This is a genomic window from Nitrososphaera viennensis EN76 (genome assembly GCF_000698785.1).
GTDB lineage: Archaea > Thermoproteota > Nitrososphaeria > Nitrososphaerales > Nitrososphaeraceae > Nitrososphaera > Nitrososphaera viennensis.
This window is the reverse complement of the sequence record NZ_CP007536.1, coordinates 856,810-871,544: the sequence shown is the minus strand read 5'-3', so window position 1 is coordinate 871,544 and position 14,735 is coordinate 856,810. Positions and strand designations below refer to the sequence as shown.

19 protein-coding genes are annotated in these 14,735 nt (G+C 52.4%); 11 read left to right on the top strand and 8 right to left on the bottom strand.

Annotation, left to right across the window (positions count from 1 at the left end; translation table 11 throughout):
- The first annotated feature begins 190 nt into the window (after positions 1-190).
- From NVIE_RS05020 to NVIE_RS05010, 3 genes are all read left to right on the top strand, one after another.
- Positions 191-946 (top strand): Lrp/AsnC family transcriptional regulator, encoded by a 756-nt coding sequence (locus NVIE_RS05020; RefSeq protein ID WP_075054311.1) that lies wholly within the window; start codon positions 191-193, stop codon positions 944-946.
- 684 nt (positions 947-1,630) lie between these two features.
- Positions 1,631-1,888: a winged helix-turn-helix domain-containing protein gene (locus NVIE_RS05015; protein WP_084790635.1), complete on the top strand. Its 258-nt coding sequence runs from the start codon at positions 1,631-1,633 to the stop codon at positions 1,886-1,888.
- A gap of 281 nt (positions 1,889-2,169) precedes the next feature.
- The gene (locus NVIE_RS05010) at positions 2,170-3,057 is read left to right on the top strand and encodes an NAD(P)-binding domain-containing protein (RefSeq protein ID WP_075054310.1); all 888 of its coding nucleotides are present in this window, start codon (positions 2,170-2,172) and stop codon (positions 3,055-3,057) included.
- Positions 3,058-3,106: 49 nt separating this feature from the next.
- On the opposite strand, the gene NVIE_RS05005 is transcribed toward NVIE_RS05010, so the two are convergent.
- Positions 3,107-3,580 (bottom strand): Lrp/AsnC family transcriptional regulator, encoded by a 474-nt coding sequence (locus NVIE_RS05005; protein ID WP_075054309.1) that lies wholly within the window; start codon positions 3,578-3,580, stop codon positions 3,107-3,109.
- 209 nt (positions 3,581-3,789) lie between these two features.
- Between NVIE_RS05005 and NVIE_RS05000 the strand changes: the two genes are divergently transcribed.
- Entirely contained in the window at positions 3,790-4,353 is a 564-nt protein-coding gene (locus NVIE_RS05000) for a V4R domain-containing protein (RefSeq protein WP_075054308.1), read from the top strand.
- A 27-nt stretch (positions 4,354-4,380) separates the two neighbouring features.
- Positions 4,381-4,881 (top strand): DDE-type integrase/transposase/recombinase, encoded by a 501-nt coding sequence (locus NVIE_RS04995; RefSeq protein ID WP_084790633.1) that lies wholly within the window; start codon positions 4,381-4,383, stop codon positions 4,879-4,881.
- 279 nt (positions 4,882-5,160) lie between these two features.
- On the opposite strand, the gene NVIE_RS04990 is transcribed toward NVIE_RS04995, so the two are convergent.
- The 3 genes from NVIE_RS04990 to NVIE_RS04980 are packed head-to-tail and all read right to left on the bottom strand — an operon-like array spanning position 5,161 to position 6,076.
- Positions 5,161-5,454 carry a hypothetical protein gene (locus NVIE_RS04990; RefSeq protein WP_075054306.1) on the bottom strand — a complete coding sequence of 98 codons (294 nt, stop codon included), beginning with the start codon at positions 5,452-5,454 and terminating at the stop codon, positions 5,161-5,163.
- A complete protein-coding gene (locus tag NVIE_RS04985) occupies positions 5,454-5,867 on the bottom strand; it encodes a hypothetical protein (protein WP_075054305.1) in 414 nt (137 codons plus the stop codon). The genes NVIE_RS04990 and NVIE_RS04985 overlap by 1 nt, the downstream gene beginning before the upstream one ends.
- Positions 5,867-6,076, bottom strand: coding sequence for an AbrB/MazE/SpoVT family DNA-binding domain-containing protein (locus tag NVIE_RS04980; RefSeq protein WP_144239515.1), 210 nt, complete (start codon positions 6,074-6,076; stop codon positions 5,867-5,869). The genes NVIE_RS04985 and NVIE_RS04980 overlap by 1 nt, the downstream gene beginning before the upstream one ends.
- A 115-nt stretch (positions 6,077-6,191) precedes the next feature.
- On the opposite strand from NVIE_RS04980, the gene NVIE_RS04975 reads away from it, so the two are divergent.
- From NVIE_RS04975 to NVIE_RS04955, 4 genes are all read left to right on the top strand, one after another.
- A complete protein-coding gene (locus tag NVIE_RS04975) occupies positions 6,192-7,328 on the top strand; it encodes a DDE-type integrase/transposase/recombinase (protein ID WP_227717481.1) in 1,137 nt (378 codons plus the stop codon).
- Between the two features lie 573 nt (positions 7,329-7,901).
- Complete coding sequence (locus NVIE_RS04965; protein ID WP_075054302.1) at positions 7,902-10,031, top strand: hydantoinase/oxoprolinase family protein; 2,130 nt, start codon at positions 7,902-7,904, stop codon at positions 10,029-10,031.
- 4 nt (positions 10,032-10,035) lie between these two features.
- Positions 10,036-10,650, top strand: a complete 615-nt coding sequence (locus tag NVIE_RS04960) for an L-threonylcarbamoyladenylate synthase (RefSeq protein ID WP_084790632.1) — start codon at positions 10,036-10,038, stop codon at positions 10,648-10,650.
- Positions 10,647-11,180, top strand: coding sequence for a THUMP domain-containing protein (locus tag NVIE_RS04955; RefSeq protein WP_084790631.1), 534 nt, complete (start codon positions 10,647-10,649; stop codon positions 11,178-11,180). Before NVIE_RS04960 ends, NVIE_RS04955 begins: the two co-directional genes overlap by 4 nt.
- 8 nt (positions 11,181-11,188) lie before the next feature.
- Here the strand turns inward: NVIE_RS04955 and cgi121 are convergent, their stop codons facing one another.
- Genes cgi121 through NVIE_RS04940 form a run of 3 tightly spaced genes read right to left on the bottom strand, consistent with a single transcriptional unit; the run spans position 11,189 to position 13,036 of the window.
- Positions 11,189-11,971, bottom strand: a complete 783-nt coding sequence (gene cgi121 / locus NVIE_RS04950; RefSeq protein WP_075054300.1) for a KEOPS complex subunit Cgi121 — start codon at positions 11,969-11,971, stop codon at positions 11,189-11,191.
- A gap of 8 nt (positions 11,972-11,979) precedes the next feature.
- On the bottom strand, positions 11,980-12,231 hold the full coding sequence (locus NVIE_RS04945) for a hypothetical protein (protein ID WP_075054299.1): 252 nt from the start codon (positions 12,229-12,231) through the stop codon (positions 11,980-11,982).
- A 28-nt stretch (positions 12,232-12,259) separates the two neighbouring features.
- Positions 12,260-13,036, bottom strand: coding sequence for a TatD family hydrolase (locus NVIE_RS04940; RefSeq protein ID WP_075054298.1), 777 nt, complete (start codon positions 13,034-13,036; stop codon positions 12,260-12,262).
- Between the two features lie 61 nt (positions 13,037-13,097).
- On the opposite strand from NVIE_RS04940, the gene NVIE_RS04935 reads away from it, so the two are divergent.
- A complete protein-coding gene (locus NVIE_RS04935) occupies positions 13,098-13,322 on the top strand; it encodes a histone family protein (protein WP_227717480.1) in 225 nt (74 codons plus the stop codon).
- On the opposite strand, the gene NVIE_RS04930 is transcribed toward NVIE_RS04935, so the two are convergent.
- A complete protein-coding gene (locus NVIE_RS04930) occupies positions 13,319-13,570 on the bottom strand; it encodes a hypothetical protein (protein ID WP_075054297.1) in 252 nt (83 codons plus the stop codon). The two genes, NVIE_RS04935 and NVIE_RS04930, sit on opposite strands and share 4 nt — an antisense overlap.
- Before the next feature lie 168 nt (positions 13,571-13,738).
- Between NVIE_RS04930 and NVIE_RS04925 the strand changes: the two genes are divergently transcribed.
- On the top strand, positions 13,739-14,668 hold the full coding sequence (locus tag NVIE_RS04925; protein WP_075054296.1) for a DNA adenine methylase: 930 nt from the start codon (positions 13,739-13,741) through the stop codon (positions 14,666-14,668).
- Positions 14,669-14,735: the final 67 nt, after the last annotated feature.

Below are 14,735 nucleotides of genomic sequence, written 5' to 3'. Positions count from 1 at the left end.
AAGTCGTGTCACACTGGACAGTTCCGTCTACTTGCCAATTCTATTTAACGTGGCGCATACTGGATAACCACAATAATAAATACAAAATGGTTTTTTTTCTCTATCCACATTAAAGATATTGGCTATTTTGCTCATCTAGGCAGCCTGGAAAGGAGGTTTGATTTTTATCTACAGCCGGCTACTGGTAGACATGAAGCGTGAAAACGACTCGTCGGCGATCCTAAAAAACCCTTTCGTGGACCAGGGTATGCTGGAGGGTCGCGAGGAGGATGTCGCTGAAATGATAAAACACGAGACTTCGCCGTTCAAAAAGACTTCTAGGGATGAGATCCTTGCCGAATTCCGGGAAATGGGCGTCACAGACAACGTATTCAGTTCTGTGCCTACGAATACGCTGGCACGCCTGCTGGAAAACATCAAAACAGCCGCTACTGAGCAAAGGTATCCCAAAGTCCACAGCGGCAGCCCTGGCAGCCCACCAATACTTTCTACGGTCGACAAGAAAATCCTAAAAGCGCTGCTTTCGTCCACGGGCGGCGTGTCGTCGCTCACACTCTCAAAAGAGCTGGACATACCGCTCAGCACGGTGCAGCGCAGGCGCAAGAGGCTGGAGGCCAACCTCCTTGAAATGTCCTACACGCTAAAAGTGGAAAGGTTCGGGTGGAGGACTGCCACCCTGTTCATCTCTACCAGGAACGGGATGACTGCTGCTGTGGGGAAGGAGATACTGTCGCTGTCAGATGGCGTCAAGTCCGTCAACCGCATCCTCGGCGAGAACTCGGCCGACCTGATGGTAGAGATAATCTTCCGGAACAACGCCGAGCTGCTCAACATGGTGGAAAAAATGAAGTCGATAAATGGCGTCGGAAACGTATTCTGGATAGAGCTTATTGAGCCGATGGGCAAAAACACCGATTTTGCAGAACGCGTTATTGAATCCGACTGACCGGCAAGTACTGCTGCGTGTGCACTACCCGCGCGCGCGTGTACCTCTGTCGTTTTCTATATTCTTGTTATTGTTGTTGTTGCGTGATTATTCGCATGCAGCTGCTTTTTGTGTCCTTCTGGCTGCCGAGGGCAGAAAGGATGGGCATTTTATGAGGTTTTTGTCAAGCTCTGGGTCATGATTTGACCAGTAACTTCAATCAAATTTCGCGGTTTCAGCTCTAACGCTTATCACAAGAATCTGAAAACAACACCCATGGCACTTGCAAATTGTGACAAAGCTGCAATAGTTCGCTGATCAAGGCTACGGTAGTGTGTATTGGCAGATAACAAACGTGACTGTCCAGCTTGAACCCTGGCACCGTCTGGCGGGAAAAAGCTTGAACAATCGGTGCACGCTGGACTCGACAGCATTCCCAATATGATAGAAACAGTGCGCCTCTGCTTGCTCTGGCCATGCAGCCGTGCTCAAATAGGGCAGTTGATGAGCGTCCTGCATGTAAAACACCCCGCAGCTTGCAGCTCTTTTTACTGCATGCTAATTACAAAAGCCGCATCCACTATTATGCTACAAAAATGGTATCCGCAGTCATTATCTGGATTGCCGGCGTTTATTTCGTCAATTCTTGGCGACAAAAATGACCATATCACTTAGAACCGGCCTATTTCTAATCTGATTAGAAACATGTACATGAAAAACCGCAGCAGAGATGAAATACTGATGGAGATCCTTTCCGGTCTCGACGAACCCGAGAGTAGGACTGCGATAATGTACAAATCCCGCCTCAGTTACGCTCAACTGCAGTTCTACCACAAGTACCTTCTTGAAAAGAAGCTCATACGGGAAGAAGACAGAAGGTGGGTCTCGACGGACAAGGGCAAGGCCTTCCTCAAGGCGTCCTTGGCGGCCAGCCAGATCCTGAACGACGATAGCAGCGGCTAGAGGACCACCACCACACACACTCGGCAGGCGGCCTGATCAACAAGGGATCTTCAAGCCCTTCTGCGGATGATCAGGCTGATTTTTTTCATATTTCTATTCTAGAGTGATGTTGAACTTGCGTCAAGTAGGCCTTTTCTCTGGGTGTTACTGGGATTTCTGTATAATAATCTGATAAAAACAGTCACATGTCTGGGCGCCTTTGACTGCTTGGGAGCATCACCGTGTGAAAATCCGGTCATCAGTCTTTCATATGGAAATCGATTAGTAGCAGCGAAGCTACAATGCATGAGAGCAACAACAACGGTCACGACAAAAAGATACTCGTCATAGGTCTTGGGCAAATAGGGTACAGCAACGCAGAATACCTGCACTCGCTTGGGTTGCGCGTGGACGGCTTTGACATCTCTCAAAAGGCAGTCGAGCGCGCCATCAACGACGGCATAATCGACAAAAAAGCCTCCAGCTTTGCCGGTTACGACTATTACCTGATATGCATCTCCACCCACCAGCCAAACGACATGTTCACGCCATACCTTGACGGCATAATGGAAGTCGCGTACAGGATAGCGACGGAAGGCAAGCAGGGCGCGCTCGTGGGAATCGACAGCACCATCCCGAAGGGGACTTCCAGAAAGGTGCTTGCGCTCTTGAACCACAAGATGCACGTGGTGCACGTGCCGCACAGGTACTATGGCCCTGAAAAGCAGGACCACGGCGTGAACCAGACGCGCGTCCTGGGCGGATGCGAGCCCTGCTGCATCGCAGAAGGGAAAAAGTTCTACGGCCAGGTGCTGCGCATACCGCTCCATGAGGTGAGCTCCATCGAGGTGGCCGAGATGTCCAAGATAGTGGAAAACGCGTACCGCTTTGTGGAAATCGCCTTTGCAGAAGAGCTGAGGATGGTGAGCGACTCTGCGGGCATCGACTTTAACGAATTGAGGAATGCCGTAAACACAAAGTGGAACATCAAGGTCCTGGAGGCCCGGGAAGGGATTGGCGGGCACTGCCTCCCAAAGGACAGCGAGATGTTCCTGTCAGTGGCCAAGAACGCGCTGGATTCAAGCATCGTGTCTGCTGCCAAGATGGTCGACCACAAGTACAGGTTCTATCTGAGCCAAAAGCCGATAGCTCCCCCGGTAGAACTGGGCAAGGCTACTGCAGAGCTGTAGTAGCTAGGGCGGCCACGTCCGGCCTGGATTCGTTTTTTTGGCACCACTGCTATAGTTGCGCCAAGATGGAATCCGGGATCTGGTCTTTCTTTCCGATGACCTGGACGGTTTCCGTCCACACGGCGTCCCTGACCCCTTCGATGCCCTTTATCATCTCAAGAAGGCTTGCTATCTCTGCGTTTGTCCTGACTATTGTCTTGACCCTCAGGTCTATCGTGCGCTCGCCAATGTTCCTGCTTACGTACATGACCTCGTCTCTCTGAAGCAGAATCTTGGCAATGTCCATCGTCTTGCCGCTGTTGGTTGAAAGGAGAAAGTCCACCTTTCTCCACCCGAACTTGCTCAGGTCGAGAAAACAATGCTTGCTGGTAAACTCCTCCAGCCTCTTTCTTCGCCGCTGCAAGGTCGTTTGCGGAATCCCCAGTTGCTCTGACATTGTTTTTGAGGATGCCCCGCCATTTGGGGCAACCAGACTTTTCAGGATCTTGCGGTCTATTTCGCTTAGAGCTATAGGAGATTGCATAGTGATCTCCTTTACAGGAGAGGCATAACTTATTATTAAAGCGATATCATTGTAATAATCTTGGAAATTAGCGAAAATACTCAAAAATCTATACATATATCGCTATTTCAGCATTTTAGATTATTTGTATCCAGATAAAGTAATAGAATTTACGCAGTGTAGTTCTTATATGAGAATGTACTGCAAGTACCATAGTGCGCCAGTTTCGTATGCCGGACGGGTCCGCTGACCCCCTTAGTGTAGGCTCTGCAGAAAATCCTTTCTACCACTTTTCCCAAAAAACCAAAGTCATTGAGGATTCCGCGTTTAATTGCAGGGCAATACTGGTAAACGAAAGGTTCTGGAACAAGATAAGGTCCTCCATCCTGGACCTGCTAAAAGACGCCGGGCCCCTGGTGATATACGAGCTCGGGCTGGAATGCGGCTTTGACATGGGATTTCAGGGCAAGACCCGGGCCAAAACCAAAGGAAACGCCATTGACCTCTTTACGTACTATGTCATGATGTCTGGCTGGGGCCGGTTCGAGGTATCCGAGTTGAAACTAAAGGACGCGACGCCCCCGCGCAAGGCCACCGTCAAAGTCTATGATAGTTTCTTTGCAAAGGCGGCCAAAAGCCAGACCGGCAACCCAAGCTGTTTCTTCCTGTCCGGGCTGCTTGCAGGGCTGGCAGAAGGGGCGTTTTCAACAGGCTACAACTGTCTGGAAACCAAGTGCATAGCTGCAGGCGACGACCACTGCGAGTTTGTCCTTACGAGAAGGCCCGGCGACTAGCCCCTGCAAAGATAAAGCGAGCTTTATCTGAAAATCAAGGGAAACACGAAGTACCTTTATGCCCTCATGGACGACGAAACACGCTTTTGGATAGCGCAACAGGTAGCCGATACAAAATACACTCAAGATGTTAGGCCATTGTTCAAGGAAGGCAAAGACATTGCAGGCAAAAAGCCAGCGACTATCATATCTGACGGCGCGGGCAACTTCCACAACGCGTACCAAAAGGAGTTCTGGACTCACACACTACCGCGTACACAGCACATCAAGCACATCCCCTTCAAGGGCGACATGAACAACAACAAGATGGAGAGGTTTAACGGTGAAATCCGTGACCGTGAGAAAGTCATGCGCGGGTTGAAAAAGCAGGATACCGTCGTACTGAAGGGATACCAACTCTATCACAATTATTTTCGCCCGCATGAAGCGTTGAAAGGGATAACACCAGCGGAAGCGGCAGGGATAGCCGTTCAGGGAGAAAACAAATGGATAACGGTAATCCAAAACGCGGTAAAAGCAGACAATTAGTAGAACCAAGGATCAGCATGTTCTACTTTGTAATTGCTTTTCTTCTTCTTTGTTTTTCTTTGCAATGGTGATAGTTTTGCATTTCCCGTCTTTACTTCTACAACTTTTGATTCTGTAACACGACCCGTCCAAAAGTCACGTTTTCTAACTCTGAAATCATGACCTCTGCCTGTTCGCTCGACCTCATAGCCATTCCATTCGTACTTGGCCTTAATTTCTTCTTCACCCGCTTTACCCCTTCTGCGGTTTGCATCGAGAACTTCACGCTGTCTTTGTTTCTTAGAAGGTTTGCCAAAAAGGTTCTGTATACTTGTCGTCGGATGACCTCCTTTTTTCAGGCTGTAACAATTCGTCGGATGAGCCGTTTATTTCCTTCATGAGAAGGTGCGCCCTCTCAATCATCCTATACAATGCTTCTCTATTTGGCAATGGTATGTGATTTTTCTTTGCATGTTCTAATGTGTAGATTATAGCTCCGCCTAGATGATCGTACAGTTCTTGGTTCAGTCTTTCCATCCTAGCGACGCGCTGCCGCGCTGCAAGTATTTTCTGCCAAGCCTCAAACTCGTCCATTATATCACATCCTCTTTTTGCTGATCCTTTAACGCTCTTTCTAGCCACGTATCGAATTTCTTGCCGTACTCATCCATTGACCGATTCTTCTGAACATTTTCTATAAGTTCTCGTTGTTGCGTTTTGAATTTTTCAAGGACTTTCTTATCAGGCAGTTGCGAAACCACTACCGAAAGAATGTTCGCCATCAACAATACAAGGTGCATTTCCTCGTAGAGGTGAGCCATCCATAAGCGATCATTTTTGAGTATCTGATATACTAGAAGCCGAAAAGAGTCTCCTTGATTATTTTTCTTCTTCTTTTCTTCCTCATCTATCAATATCTGCATCTCCTGAGCCGATCTGCGAAGCTTGAAGGTCGAGTGTTCGTACCAGTCAGTCAGTTGTTTGTCAAATGGCGGGTCTATTCTCATTATGCTTCACCAATTGGTTTTCTGTGCTTCGCCAACATAGATTGACGCGCAAGTTCAACCATGTCTTTGTTATCGGGCACAGGAGATAGTATGAGCTTGTGGCCTTGCACTTGCTCGTCTAGCTCCTGACCCTCTTTCCAGCCCAGTTTTTCTACGGTTTCAGGCGGAATTACCACCTGCCATTTCGAGTATTCTTTGTCGCCAACCACACGGTTGAGCCTTCTTTGTAACTGCATTAATCTATACATGCATATAGGTGCCTAATAAAGTAGGCGCCTAAAGTATTTATAGGTGCCTAATACATAGTAAAGTTAGGCACCTAAAATGACACCCGAGCAACCGTTCCAACTCACCCGTGAAGAAAAGGCACAAAAGATTGTTCATACAAAGGGCGCAGTCTCAAGGATTGACGAGCACACCTATTCTGTCAAGTCACAATCTGGAAACGGCGCTTACGTGATTGTGGCAACTGAAAGCGGATGGAAATGCGCTTGCAGAGATCATTACTATCGCGGCGCCAAGTGCAAGCACATCTGGGCTGTCGAGTACAGCATAGAGCTGCGCAAAGAGGTACAGGCCAGCGTCAAGGTCATTGCACCTATCTCGTCTCTTAACTGCCGTTTCTGTAATTCTCAAAACATCGTGAGAGATGGCGTACGCCACAACAAGTACGGCGACATTCAAAAGTACAACTGCAAGGACTGTAAACGCTATTTCACTATCAATGTAGGATTTGAGGGGATGAGAGCGCCGCCGCAGGTGATAACGGGCGCAATGCAGCTCTACTTTTCAGGAGAATCTCTTAGGAACGTGCAGCGGTTCATCAAGCTCCAAGGCTACAAGGCTAGCCATATGGCAATCTATAGGTGGATAAAGAAGTACGTCGGCCTCATGGAGAAGTACCTTGAGAAGATTACTCCAAACGTCTCTGACACCTGGAGAACGGACGAGCTTTACCTCAAAATCAAGGGCAACACAAAGTATCTTTATGCTCTCATGGACGACGAAACGCGCTTTTGGATAGCGCAGCAGGTGGCAGACACGAAGTACACCCAAGACGTACGGCCGCTATTCAATGAGGGGCGAGAAATTGCGGGCAAAAAGCCTATGACTCTGATTAGCGATGGAGCGCCCAACTTTCACAACGCGTACATGAGAGAGTATTTCACTCATGCCGTACCACGCACAAAGCACATTCAGCATATCCACCTGAAAGGTGACAAGAACAATAACAAGATGGAGAGAATGAATGGCGAGATTAGAGACAGAGAAAAAGTCATGAGGGGATTAAAGAAGATGGACACGCCGGTACTGGCAGGCTATCAGATTTACCACAACTACTTTAGAGAGCATGAGAGTCTAGGAAACCACACACCAGCAGAGATCGCAGGAATAAAGGTCGAAGGAGAGAACAAGTGGATAACTATGATTCAAAATGCCGCAAAGCAAGCAGATAATTAACCCGGTAATTTGTACCGGTAGCGACTGTCCATATGTCATCCGAGATAACGAGTCCTGTTTTCGGCGCGATAATGGGAGTATTGGGACTTGGGATGACTGTCTATAGAAACAGCAAGAAACAGGAAACAAGACAATGGGTCGCTTATGCGATTATCATGTTTGCGTTCACTGCGATAGTATACCTTAATCCTAACAAAATTTTCAACAATAGCTCTGACGCTCTCAATACACTCGCGGCAATAGGCATAGCGTTATTGGCTATAGCTTTCTTTGTTGACGCGAGAAAAAGACGAAAACGCTGATGCCTGAAGATATTACAAAGCCGACTAGAATTAACTTTGTAAGCTCGTCAATTGTCTTACCATAAAGCATCGCAACCGATAACGACAGAGCAAAGACTACAATCGCGGCATAGAGTCTCGCGGCGCCTGCTTTCATTATGAAGTAAAATTGCCACCATCCGACGATTTGTTACAGCCAGATTGTCACAGCCTACCCGACGAGAACTATACAGAACCCCTTCGCACAGGGTTTAAATTACAAGCAGGCGGGGTTAGGTTTGCCTAACATCTTATGCAGGCAGCAGCGAGAAGGATCAGGGTTGGCATCGACGTAGGGGGCACGTTCACCAAGGCCGTTGCAATTGACATGGCCAAGGGAAGCATCATCGGCAAGGTGACTGTGCCTACGACGCACTCTTCAAGCGAGGGCGTCTCCACGGGAATCGTCCAGGCGCTAAAGACGCTGATGCAGAGGCACGCCATCACAAACTCGGAAATCGAGTTAATCTCGCACAGCACGACGCAGGCCGTGAACGCGCTGCTGGAAGGCGACACTGCCAAAGTCGGAATCGTCGGCATGGGAGTCGGCCTTGAAAAATCAAACGTGATAAAGCGCACCAACGTACGCAACGTCGAGCTTGCGCCAAACAAGTACCTGCACACCTGCTACCGGTTCCTCGACACGTCAAAATACCTAGAAGACGGCCAGGTCAGGCAGGCCATCGCCGAGCTAAAGGGGGAAGGCGCGCAGGTCATAGTGGTGAGCGAGGCGTACGGGGTCGACGACCCGTCAAACGAGCTGTTTGTCATGCAAAATTCAGACGTGCCGGCGACTGCCGGCCACGAGCTGACCGGCATCTACGGCCTTGAGATAAGGACGCTTACCGCGGCTATCAACGCCGGCATACTGCCAAAGGCGACCGGCACCGCAAAGTTCGTCGAGTCTGCCGTCCGCAACGAGGGCATCACCGCGCCGGTGCTCATCATGAAGGGCGACGGGGGCGTGACTAGCATGCGCACATTTCAGAGCAAGCCCATAATCACCGTGTTGTCCGGGCCGGCGGCAAGCGTCGCCGGGGCGCTTTTGCATTTGCGGGTAATCGACGGCGTTTTTGTAGAGGTGGGCGGAACGTCCACCAACGTCTGCGTGATAAAGGACGGCCGGCCAGAGATCCGGTACGTCACGATAACGCAGCATCCCACATGCATACGATCCCTTGACGTCCGGGTCGCCGGCGTCGCCGGAGGCTCGCTCGTGCGCTGGTCCGGCCGCAAGATAACAGACGTGGGGCCGCGCTCGGCGCACATCGCCGGCCTGCCGTACTCTTGCTTTGCGCAGCCAGACGAGCTTGAAGGCGGGCAGATAATCACGTTTTCCCCAAAAGAAGGCGACCCAATAGACTATGTCGCAATAGAGGCCGGAGGCAGGCGCTTTGCGATAACAAACACGTGCGCGGCAAACGCGCTCGGCCTTGTGCCCGAAGGCGACTATGCCCGCGCAAATACCGAGTCAGCAAGAATAGCGCTGTCCATCCTTGCGTCCCGGCTTGGCACGACAATGGAGCAGGCGGCAGGCATGATACTTGACATTTCTGCAAAGAAGGTGCTGGAGATAGTCGAGCCGATGGTAAAGGAATACAAGCTAAAACGCGAGAGGGTCGTCTTTGTAGGGGGAGGAGGCGGCGCGTCGGTGCTGGTTCCGTACGTCGCACGCAAGATGCAGCTGTCGCACAAGATAGCCGAGCACGCGGAGGTCATTTCATCAATAGGCGTGGCGGCGGCCATGATCCACGAAGAAGTCGAAAAGACTGTGAACGACCCGAGGCCGGAGGACATCACCGAACTTGCCGATCAGGTGAAAAAAACAGCCCTTGAAAGGGGCGCGCTGCCAGAGTCGATAACGATACAGTCAGAGTTCATAAGCGAGCGCTCTCTCCTCCGCGTGACTGCGATGGGCAACGTGTCGCTTGACATCGGCACCGCAAACGCGCCGGAGATAGGAGACAGCGAGGCGCACGTTCTTGCCTGCGAGCTGTTTGGCGTCAGCGAGGGCGTCCAGCGAATATTTGACATGCAGAACTACCACATATTTGCCTGCGAGATGAGCAAGAAAAAGCTGTTCCTGAAATCAAAAAAGCAGCCGGTGCTCGTCCTTGACAAGTACGGCCGCGTCAGGCTCTCTGTCGACAATGCCGCGATATTCAACGGCGCGCCTGACGACGTGGCAGACAGGGTCGATGAAATCTTGCACGAGCACCGGGACAGCGGCAGGGGCCTTGCGCCGCAGGTGCACATACTGGACGGGGTAAAACTCATGGACTTTTCAAGCCTTACCGCACCAGAGCACGTCGCAAAAGCTGTGCGCGACGAGCTGAAAAAGGCGGCCGCAAAAGACGTGGCAGCAATCGTGAGGCTGCAATAGTGGCGTGACAGAGATCCTCGACTGCCCGGAAGGAGTGGTCCGGTGCGCGTCAATAGTCAAGGAAGGCGGGGTGGTTGTTTTCCCGACGGACACCGTCTACGGGATAGGTTGCGACCCGTACAGCGACTCTTCCGTTGCGCGGATTTTCGAGATAAAGGGGCGGCAGGAGGACAAGCCCCTTCCCGTGCTTGCGGCAAGCACCGAGGACGCGGAGAAAATAGTAAAGCTGGGCAGTGCCGGCAGGGCGCTTGCAGACAAGTTCTGGCCGGGGGCGCTTACGATCGTCGCGCCGCTTGCAGACCACAAGATCTCTGACAGGGTCCTGGCCGGCGGGCGCAGCCTTGCAGTCCGCGTTCCTGCAAACAAGTGCGCGCTGGACCTGCTGTCGATGTGCAAGTACCTGGTCGGGACGAGCGCAAACCCTTCCGGCAGGCCGGCGCCCAAGAGCGCGCAGGAAGTGGCGCTGGAAGGCTATGACGCCCTTCTCGTTGACAAGAGCGCGCTCATCGGAATGGAATCCACGATAATTGACATCGCGACTGCCGGCGCGCCCAGAATCATCCGGCAGGGCGCAATAAGCGCAGGCGAAATTGAAGAGGTGCTTGGACAATCATCATGATGAACGACTTCAACCTGCTAGTCTCCAGTCCGAGGTTCCGCGAGGAAGACGCTTTTGGCGAGATCCTCGACCTGCTTGACGCCTTTGGCGACCCTGACGCCGAGGCGGAGGTAACCCGGGTCGCGGGAATCATACTTGCCAAGACGTCGATTCATCCGGTGACAGTTGTTGAAAAACTAAAGGGGCTTGTGGCCTCAGAGCCGTGGGAAATCCGCTACGTGATGCGGGTTCTCCCGATAGAGAAGGTCGTGCCTGCCGAGCTTGAGGACATTTCTGGCGCGGTGGGGTCGATGGCGGCAAGGATACCTGAAGACGCGTCGTTCAAGATAATGGTTGAAAAGCGCCACAGCGACCTGCACTCGCGCGAAATAATCGACTATGTCGCGCAGGAGGTCAAGCGCAAGGTAGACCTTGAAAACCCTTCCTGGATAGTGCTCGTTGAAATCGTGGGCAGGCACGCCGGCGTCTCTGTGGTAACGCCGGACAAGTTCTTTAGCTCTGTTGTCGCAAAGCGCGAGTCGGCAGACTGACTAGCCAGCTAGCTCTTCTTTACCAGTATCGCCGCGCGCTCTAGCAGCAAGTCAAGGAATTCGCTGTTGTCGTCATCGGCTTCTGGAGAGGCGATGCCGATTGTTTTTGCAAGCGTCTTCTTTTTTTCGTCGCTCTGGGAAATGACCGAGTCGTCAAGTGCAAATTCCTGCGAGATCTGCTCGCCAAATTTTTTCAGTGCCTGCGCGTCAGTTGAAAAGGCGATAAAGCATCCTGCCGCGCCTTCCCTGAGGCGCGCCCTTTTCATTGCCTCTGCAATCTGGTCGGTGCATGCAAGGCGCAGCAGCGCCTCTGTTTCCGGCCTGTTTGCAATCATGACGTTTCTTGCCATCGCTTCAAGGGCGATGTCGAGGGCGCCAAGCGCGTGGTCCCGCCCATAGACTGCGGCCGCATCGGCCGCCTGCACCATCACGCCCGGGTTTTCCGCCCGCAGCCTGTCAAGCAGCTTGCCTGCGTCCCTGTTGCTGCTGTCTATCACGCGCACGCCTGCTACAAGGACGTTCCACTTCTTTTTGCTGCTCCCGCCGTGCACCACGGTGACTATTGTCACCGTATCGCCATCCCTGACAATGGTGTCAGGGCCGGACAGTGCCTGCGAGTCGACGCCGTTTACCGCTATTATGAGGTTGCCTGGCTGCAAAAGCCTTGGCTCCTGCGAGATGCCTTGCAAAAACGTCAAAACCTCGGAAACAGACGCCTGCTTTCTGTCGAGGTCGAGAGAAGGCCTGCCGACGGCTTTTTTTGCGCCGCCCAGCAGCCTGATTCTTATCATTATTGTTATTACTCGGTCGATTCTTCTTCAGTCTCTTCTTCTTCCGCTTCCTCTCCTTCAGCCATCGCGGAGGACGCCTTTTCCTGCGCCGCCTTTTTGCGGAGGTGGGAAGTTATATAGCCTGCAAGCTCGTTCCTCAGGACCTTGGACTTGACGATGGCCACCTCGTTGAGGGCCTTCTTGTTAGCGTCAAATTCGAGCCCAAACTTGTCAGGGTGCTTCTGCAGGAGCTCGGCGGAAATGCGCTTTATTCGGTTCATTGGATAGAGGAGGCGAGTGCGACATAATTTATAATTGTTGTGACCCGAGGAACGCTTCCGTGTTCCTGGCTGTCATCTCTGCGGCCTCGCCGTACGTGACGCCGAGGACTGCGGCCGCAGAGGCGACGACGCTTGGGAGAAACGACGTGGGAAGCGCCGGCTTGCCCTCAAAGCACCTCGAATACCTGACCGGCCCGTCTGTTTCTACAAGAAAGCGATCTCTTTGCGTGTGTTTTAGCAGCACCTTCTTGTCTTCAGAGTAGACAAGCGCCGGGCCGTACGACACGTACAGGCCCATCTCCATCGACTTGGCAAGCTGCTTCTTGCTTCCTGCAAACCAGTGCAAGAGCGCGCCCTGTAGCCGGTAAGACGGCAGGATGGCCAGTATGTCGTCAAGGGAGCGCCGCGAGTGTATCGACACCGGCTTGCCTGTGGATTCTGCAAGCGCAAGCATGGCGCAGAACACCTGTTTTTGGCGCCCGTACGGGACGCCCCTTTCAGCCTCGTACGTGCCGTCCAGTCCTATCTCGCCGATGCCGTCAACTGACGCCATGTTCTCCCTTGCCACCTGCACGAACTTGTCGAGGTCTTCCCTTGCGGCAAACTCGGGGTGGATGCCGACAAACTGCCTTACGACTTTTTTGTGATCGTTGAACAGCCGAAAGCTCTTCTTCGTGGTCTCTAGGTCGACTGCGACAGAGCACGCGACGATCTTCATCGCGTAAAGCGACGAAATCACGTGGCTGATGTAGCCAGAGTACTCGCCGTCTGTCAGGTGCACATGCGCGTCGTACAGCAGCAACATGCGGCTGCATGCCTGTGAAAAGGAATTAAAACTTTTAACAGGCGGCCGCCATCCCTGACCTGTGTCTTCAGGTCCAGAGTTTGGCCTCGCGGCCATGTACCGCATAATGAAAAAGTCCGGCGCCGAGCGCGTGAGCGACGACGCGGCAGACGAGCTTCGGAAGGTTCTGGAGGAGGTGGCCGAGAGGATAGCCAAGCAGGCGGCAGAACTCTCCATGCACGCGGGCAGAAAGACGATAAAACCGGAGGACATCCGGCTTGCTTCAAAGAACGTTATCCGGCTCTAGGCGCGCTCTAGTTCCCTGCGCACCCTGCCTATGACGAGCGCCGCGCCGTCCTCGCCAAGGATTGAAAGGGCGTCCTGTACCTGCGCAAGCGTGTAATGCGACCTGCTGTCAAACTTGATGCCGTGGCGTACAAGGTCTTCCATTATGTACTCTTTGCCCGGGTCGCCAAACACGGCAAGTGCCTTTTCAAGGAGGGCCTTGAGCCTGTCTCCGCTTATCTGGACACTGTTGTCGCCCCTGTCTGGCAAATCCTAAAAGTCTCTAGGATTGTCTATATTGTATGTATAAAAGCATTCATCAGTATATTTTGGAACGGGTTGCCACAGGCAGGTCTGCAAGTCAGGGTTTAGATCGCCCGGGATCGTACTGTTTGCACCACGGCTTTTTTTAACCTTGAAAAGGCATCTCCGCATGTCTTGGAAAACGCGGGGCCTTTCCTGAAATGGGCTGGCGGCAAGCGCCGTCTCGTGCACATGCTTGCCCGGTTCTGCCCTGAAAGGCTTGACCGCTACTTTGAGCCCTTTCTTGGGAGCGGAGCGCTGTTCTTCCACCTTGCGCAGTCAAGGCCGCGCTTTGAAGCGGTGCTTTCAGATTCCAACCATGAATTGATTAACGTGTACCTGCAGGTTCGAGACAGGACTGGCGAACTGGTACAAGTACTGGAAGAGCACCAGCGAAATTACTATGCAGGGCGGGAAAAATACTATTACTCTGTACGCGACCTGGAGCCTGCAAGAAGCAGGGTCGAGCAGGCGGCAAGGATGATCTTCCTGAACCGGACGTGCTACAACGGCCTCTTTCGCGTTAATCGGGCCGGCAGGTTCAACGTCCCGCACGGCACGTACGAGCGCCCGACGATATGCAACCGAGAGGCGCTTTTCTCTGCCGCTGCCGTGCTTGCGCGCGACGGCGTGAGCATAGCGCACGCAAGCTACACCCAATCTACAAGGCTGTGTGCAAGAGGCGATGTCGTGTACTTTGATCCTCCCTACCTGCCGGTGACCAAGACTGCAAATTTTGTAGATTACACGCGTGAAAGTTTTGGCTGGGAAGACCACGTGGAGCTTGCCAGCGAATTTGTGCGCCTGCACGACCTTGGGTGCACCGTGATCCTCTCTAATTCAGACACGCGCAGGATACGCGACCTGTACTGCAACTTTGCGATAAGAACTGCAAGGGTGGAGCGCCTGATAAACTGCAACGCGTCGCGCCGGACGGGCCAGCGCGAGCTGATGATAATATCCTCATCATCATCGTCTAATGCCGTGCGTGGGAGGAGAAAGGAGAAGAGGGGGCTCGCGCCGCGCCTTGCCGCTCCGGCTGCCATACAAGCGATCAATTTTTAAAACAAATTCGGCCTCTGGTTGATGTATATATATTTGTCAGGCCCGCCTTCAAAGCTGTACGAGGAGT

Bases quoted from the DNA above. Each gene is read 5' to 3' on its own strand.
- NVIE_RS04985 (WP_075054305.1), bottom strand. From the start codon at position 5,867: ATGAGAATAGACCCGCCATTTGACAAACAACTGACTGACTGGTACGAA.
- NVIE_RS04945 (WP_075054299.1), bottom strand. From the start codon at position 12,231: ATGAACCGAATAAAGCGCATTTCCGCCGAGCTCCTGCAGAAGCACCCT.
- NVIE_RS04990 (WP_075054306.1), bottom strand. From the start codon at position 5,454: ATGGACGAGTTTGAGGCTTGGCAGAAAATACTTGCAGCGCGGCAGCGC.
- NVIE_RS04955 (WP_084790631.1), top strand. From the start codon at position 10,647: ATGATGAACGACTTCAACCTGCTAGTCTCCAGTCCGAGGTTCCGCGAG.
- cgi121 (WP_075054300.1), bottom strand. From the start codon at position 11,971: ATGATAAGAATCAGGCTGCTGGGCGGCGCAAAAAAAGCCGTCGGCAGG.
- NVIE_RS04940 (WP_075054298.1), bottom strand. From the start codon at position 13,036: ATGTTGCTGCTGTACGACGCGCATGTGCACCTGACAGACGGCGAGTAC.
- NVIE_RS05015 (WP_084790635.1), top strand. From the start codon at position 1,631: ATGTACATGAAAAACCGCAGCAGAGATGAAATACTGATGGAGATCCTT.
- NVIE_RS05010 (WP_075054310.1), top strand. From the start codon at position 2,170: ATGCATGAGAGCAACAACAACGGTCACGACAAAAAGATACTCGTCATA.
- NVIE_RS05005 (WP_075054309.1), bottom strand. From the start codon at position 3,580: ATGCAATCTCCTATAGCTCTAAGCGAAATAGACCGCAAGATCCTGAAA.
- NVIE_RS05020 (WP_075054311.1), top strand. From the start codon at position 191: ATGAAGCGTGAAAACGACTCGTCGGCGATCCTAAAAAACCCTTTCGTG.
- NVIE_RS05000 (WP_075054308.1), top strand. From the start codon at position 3,790: ATGCCGGACGGGTCCGCTGACCCCCTTAGTGTAGGCTCTGCAGAAAAT.
- NVIE_RS04975 (WP_227717481.1), top strand. From the start codon at position 6,192: ATGACACCCGAGCAACCGTTCCAACTCACCCGTGAAGAAAAGGCACAA.
- NVIE_RS04965 (WP_075054302.1), top strand. From the start codon at position 7,902: ATGCAGGCAGCAGCGAGAAGGATCAGGGTTGGCATCGACGTAGGGGGC.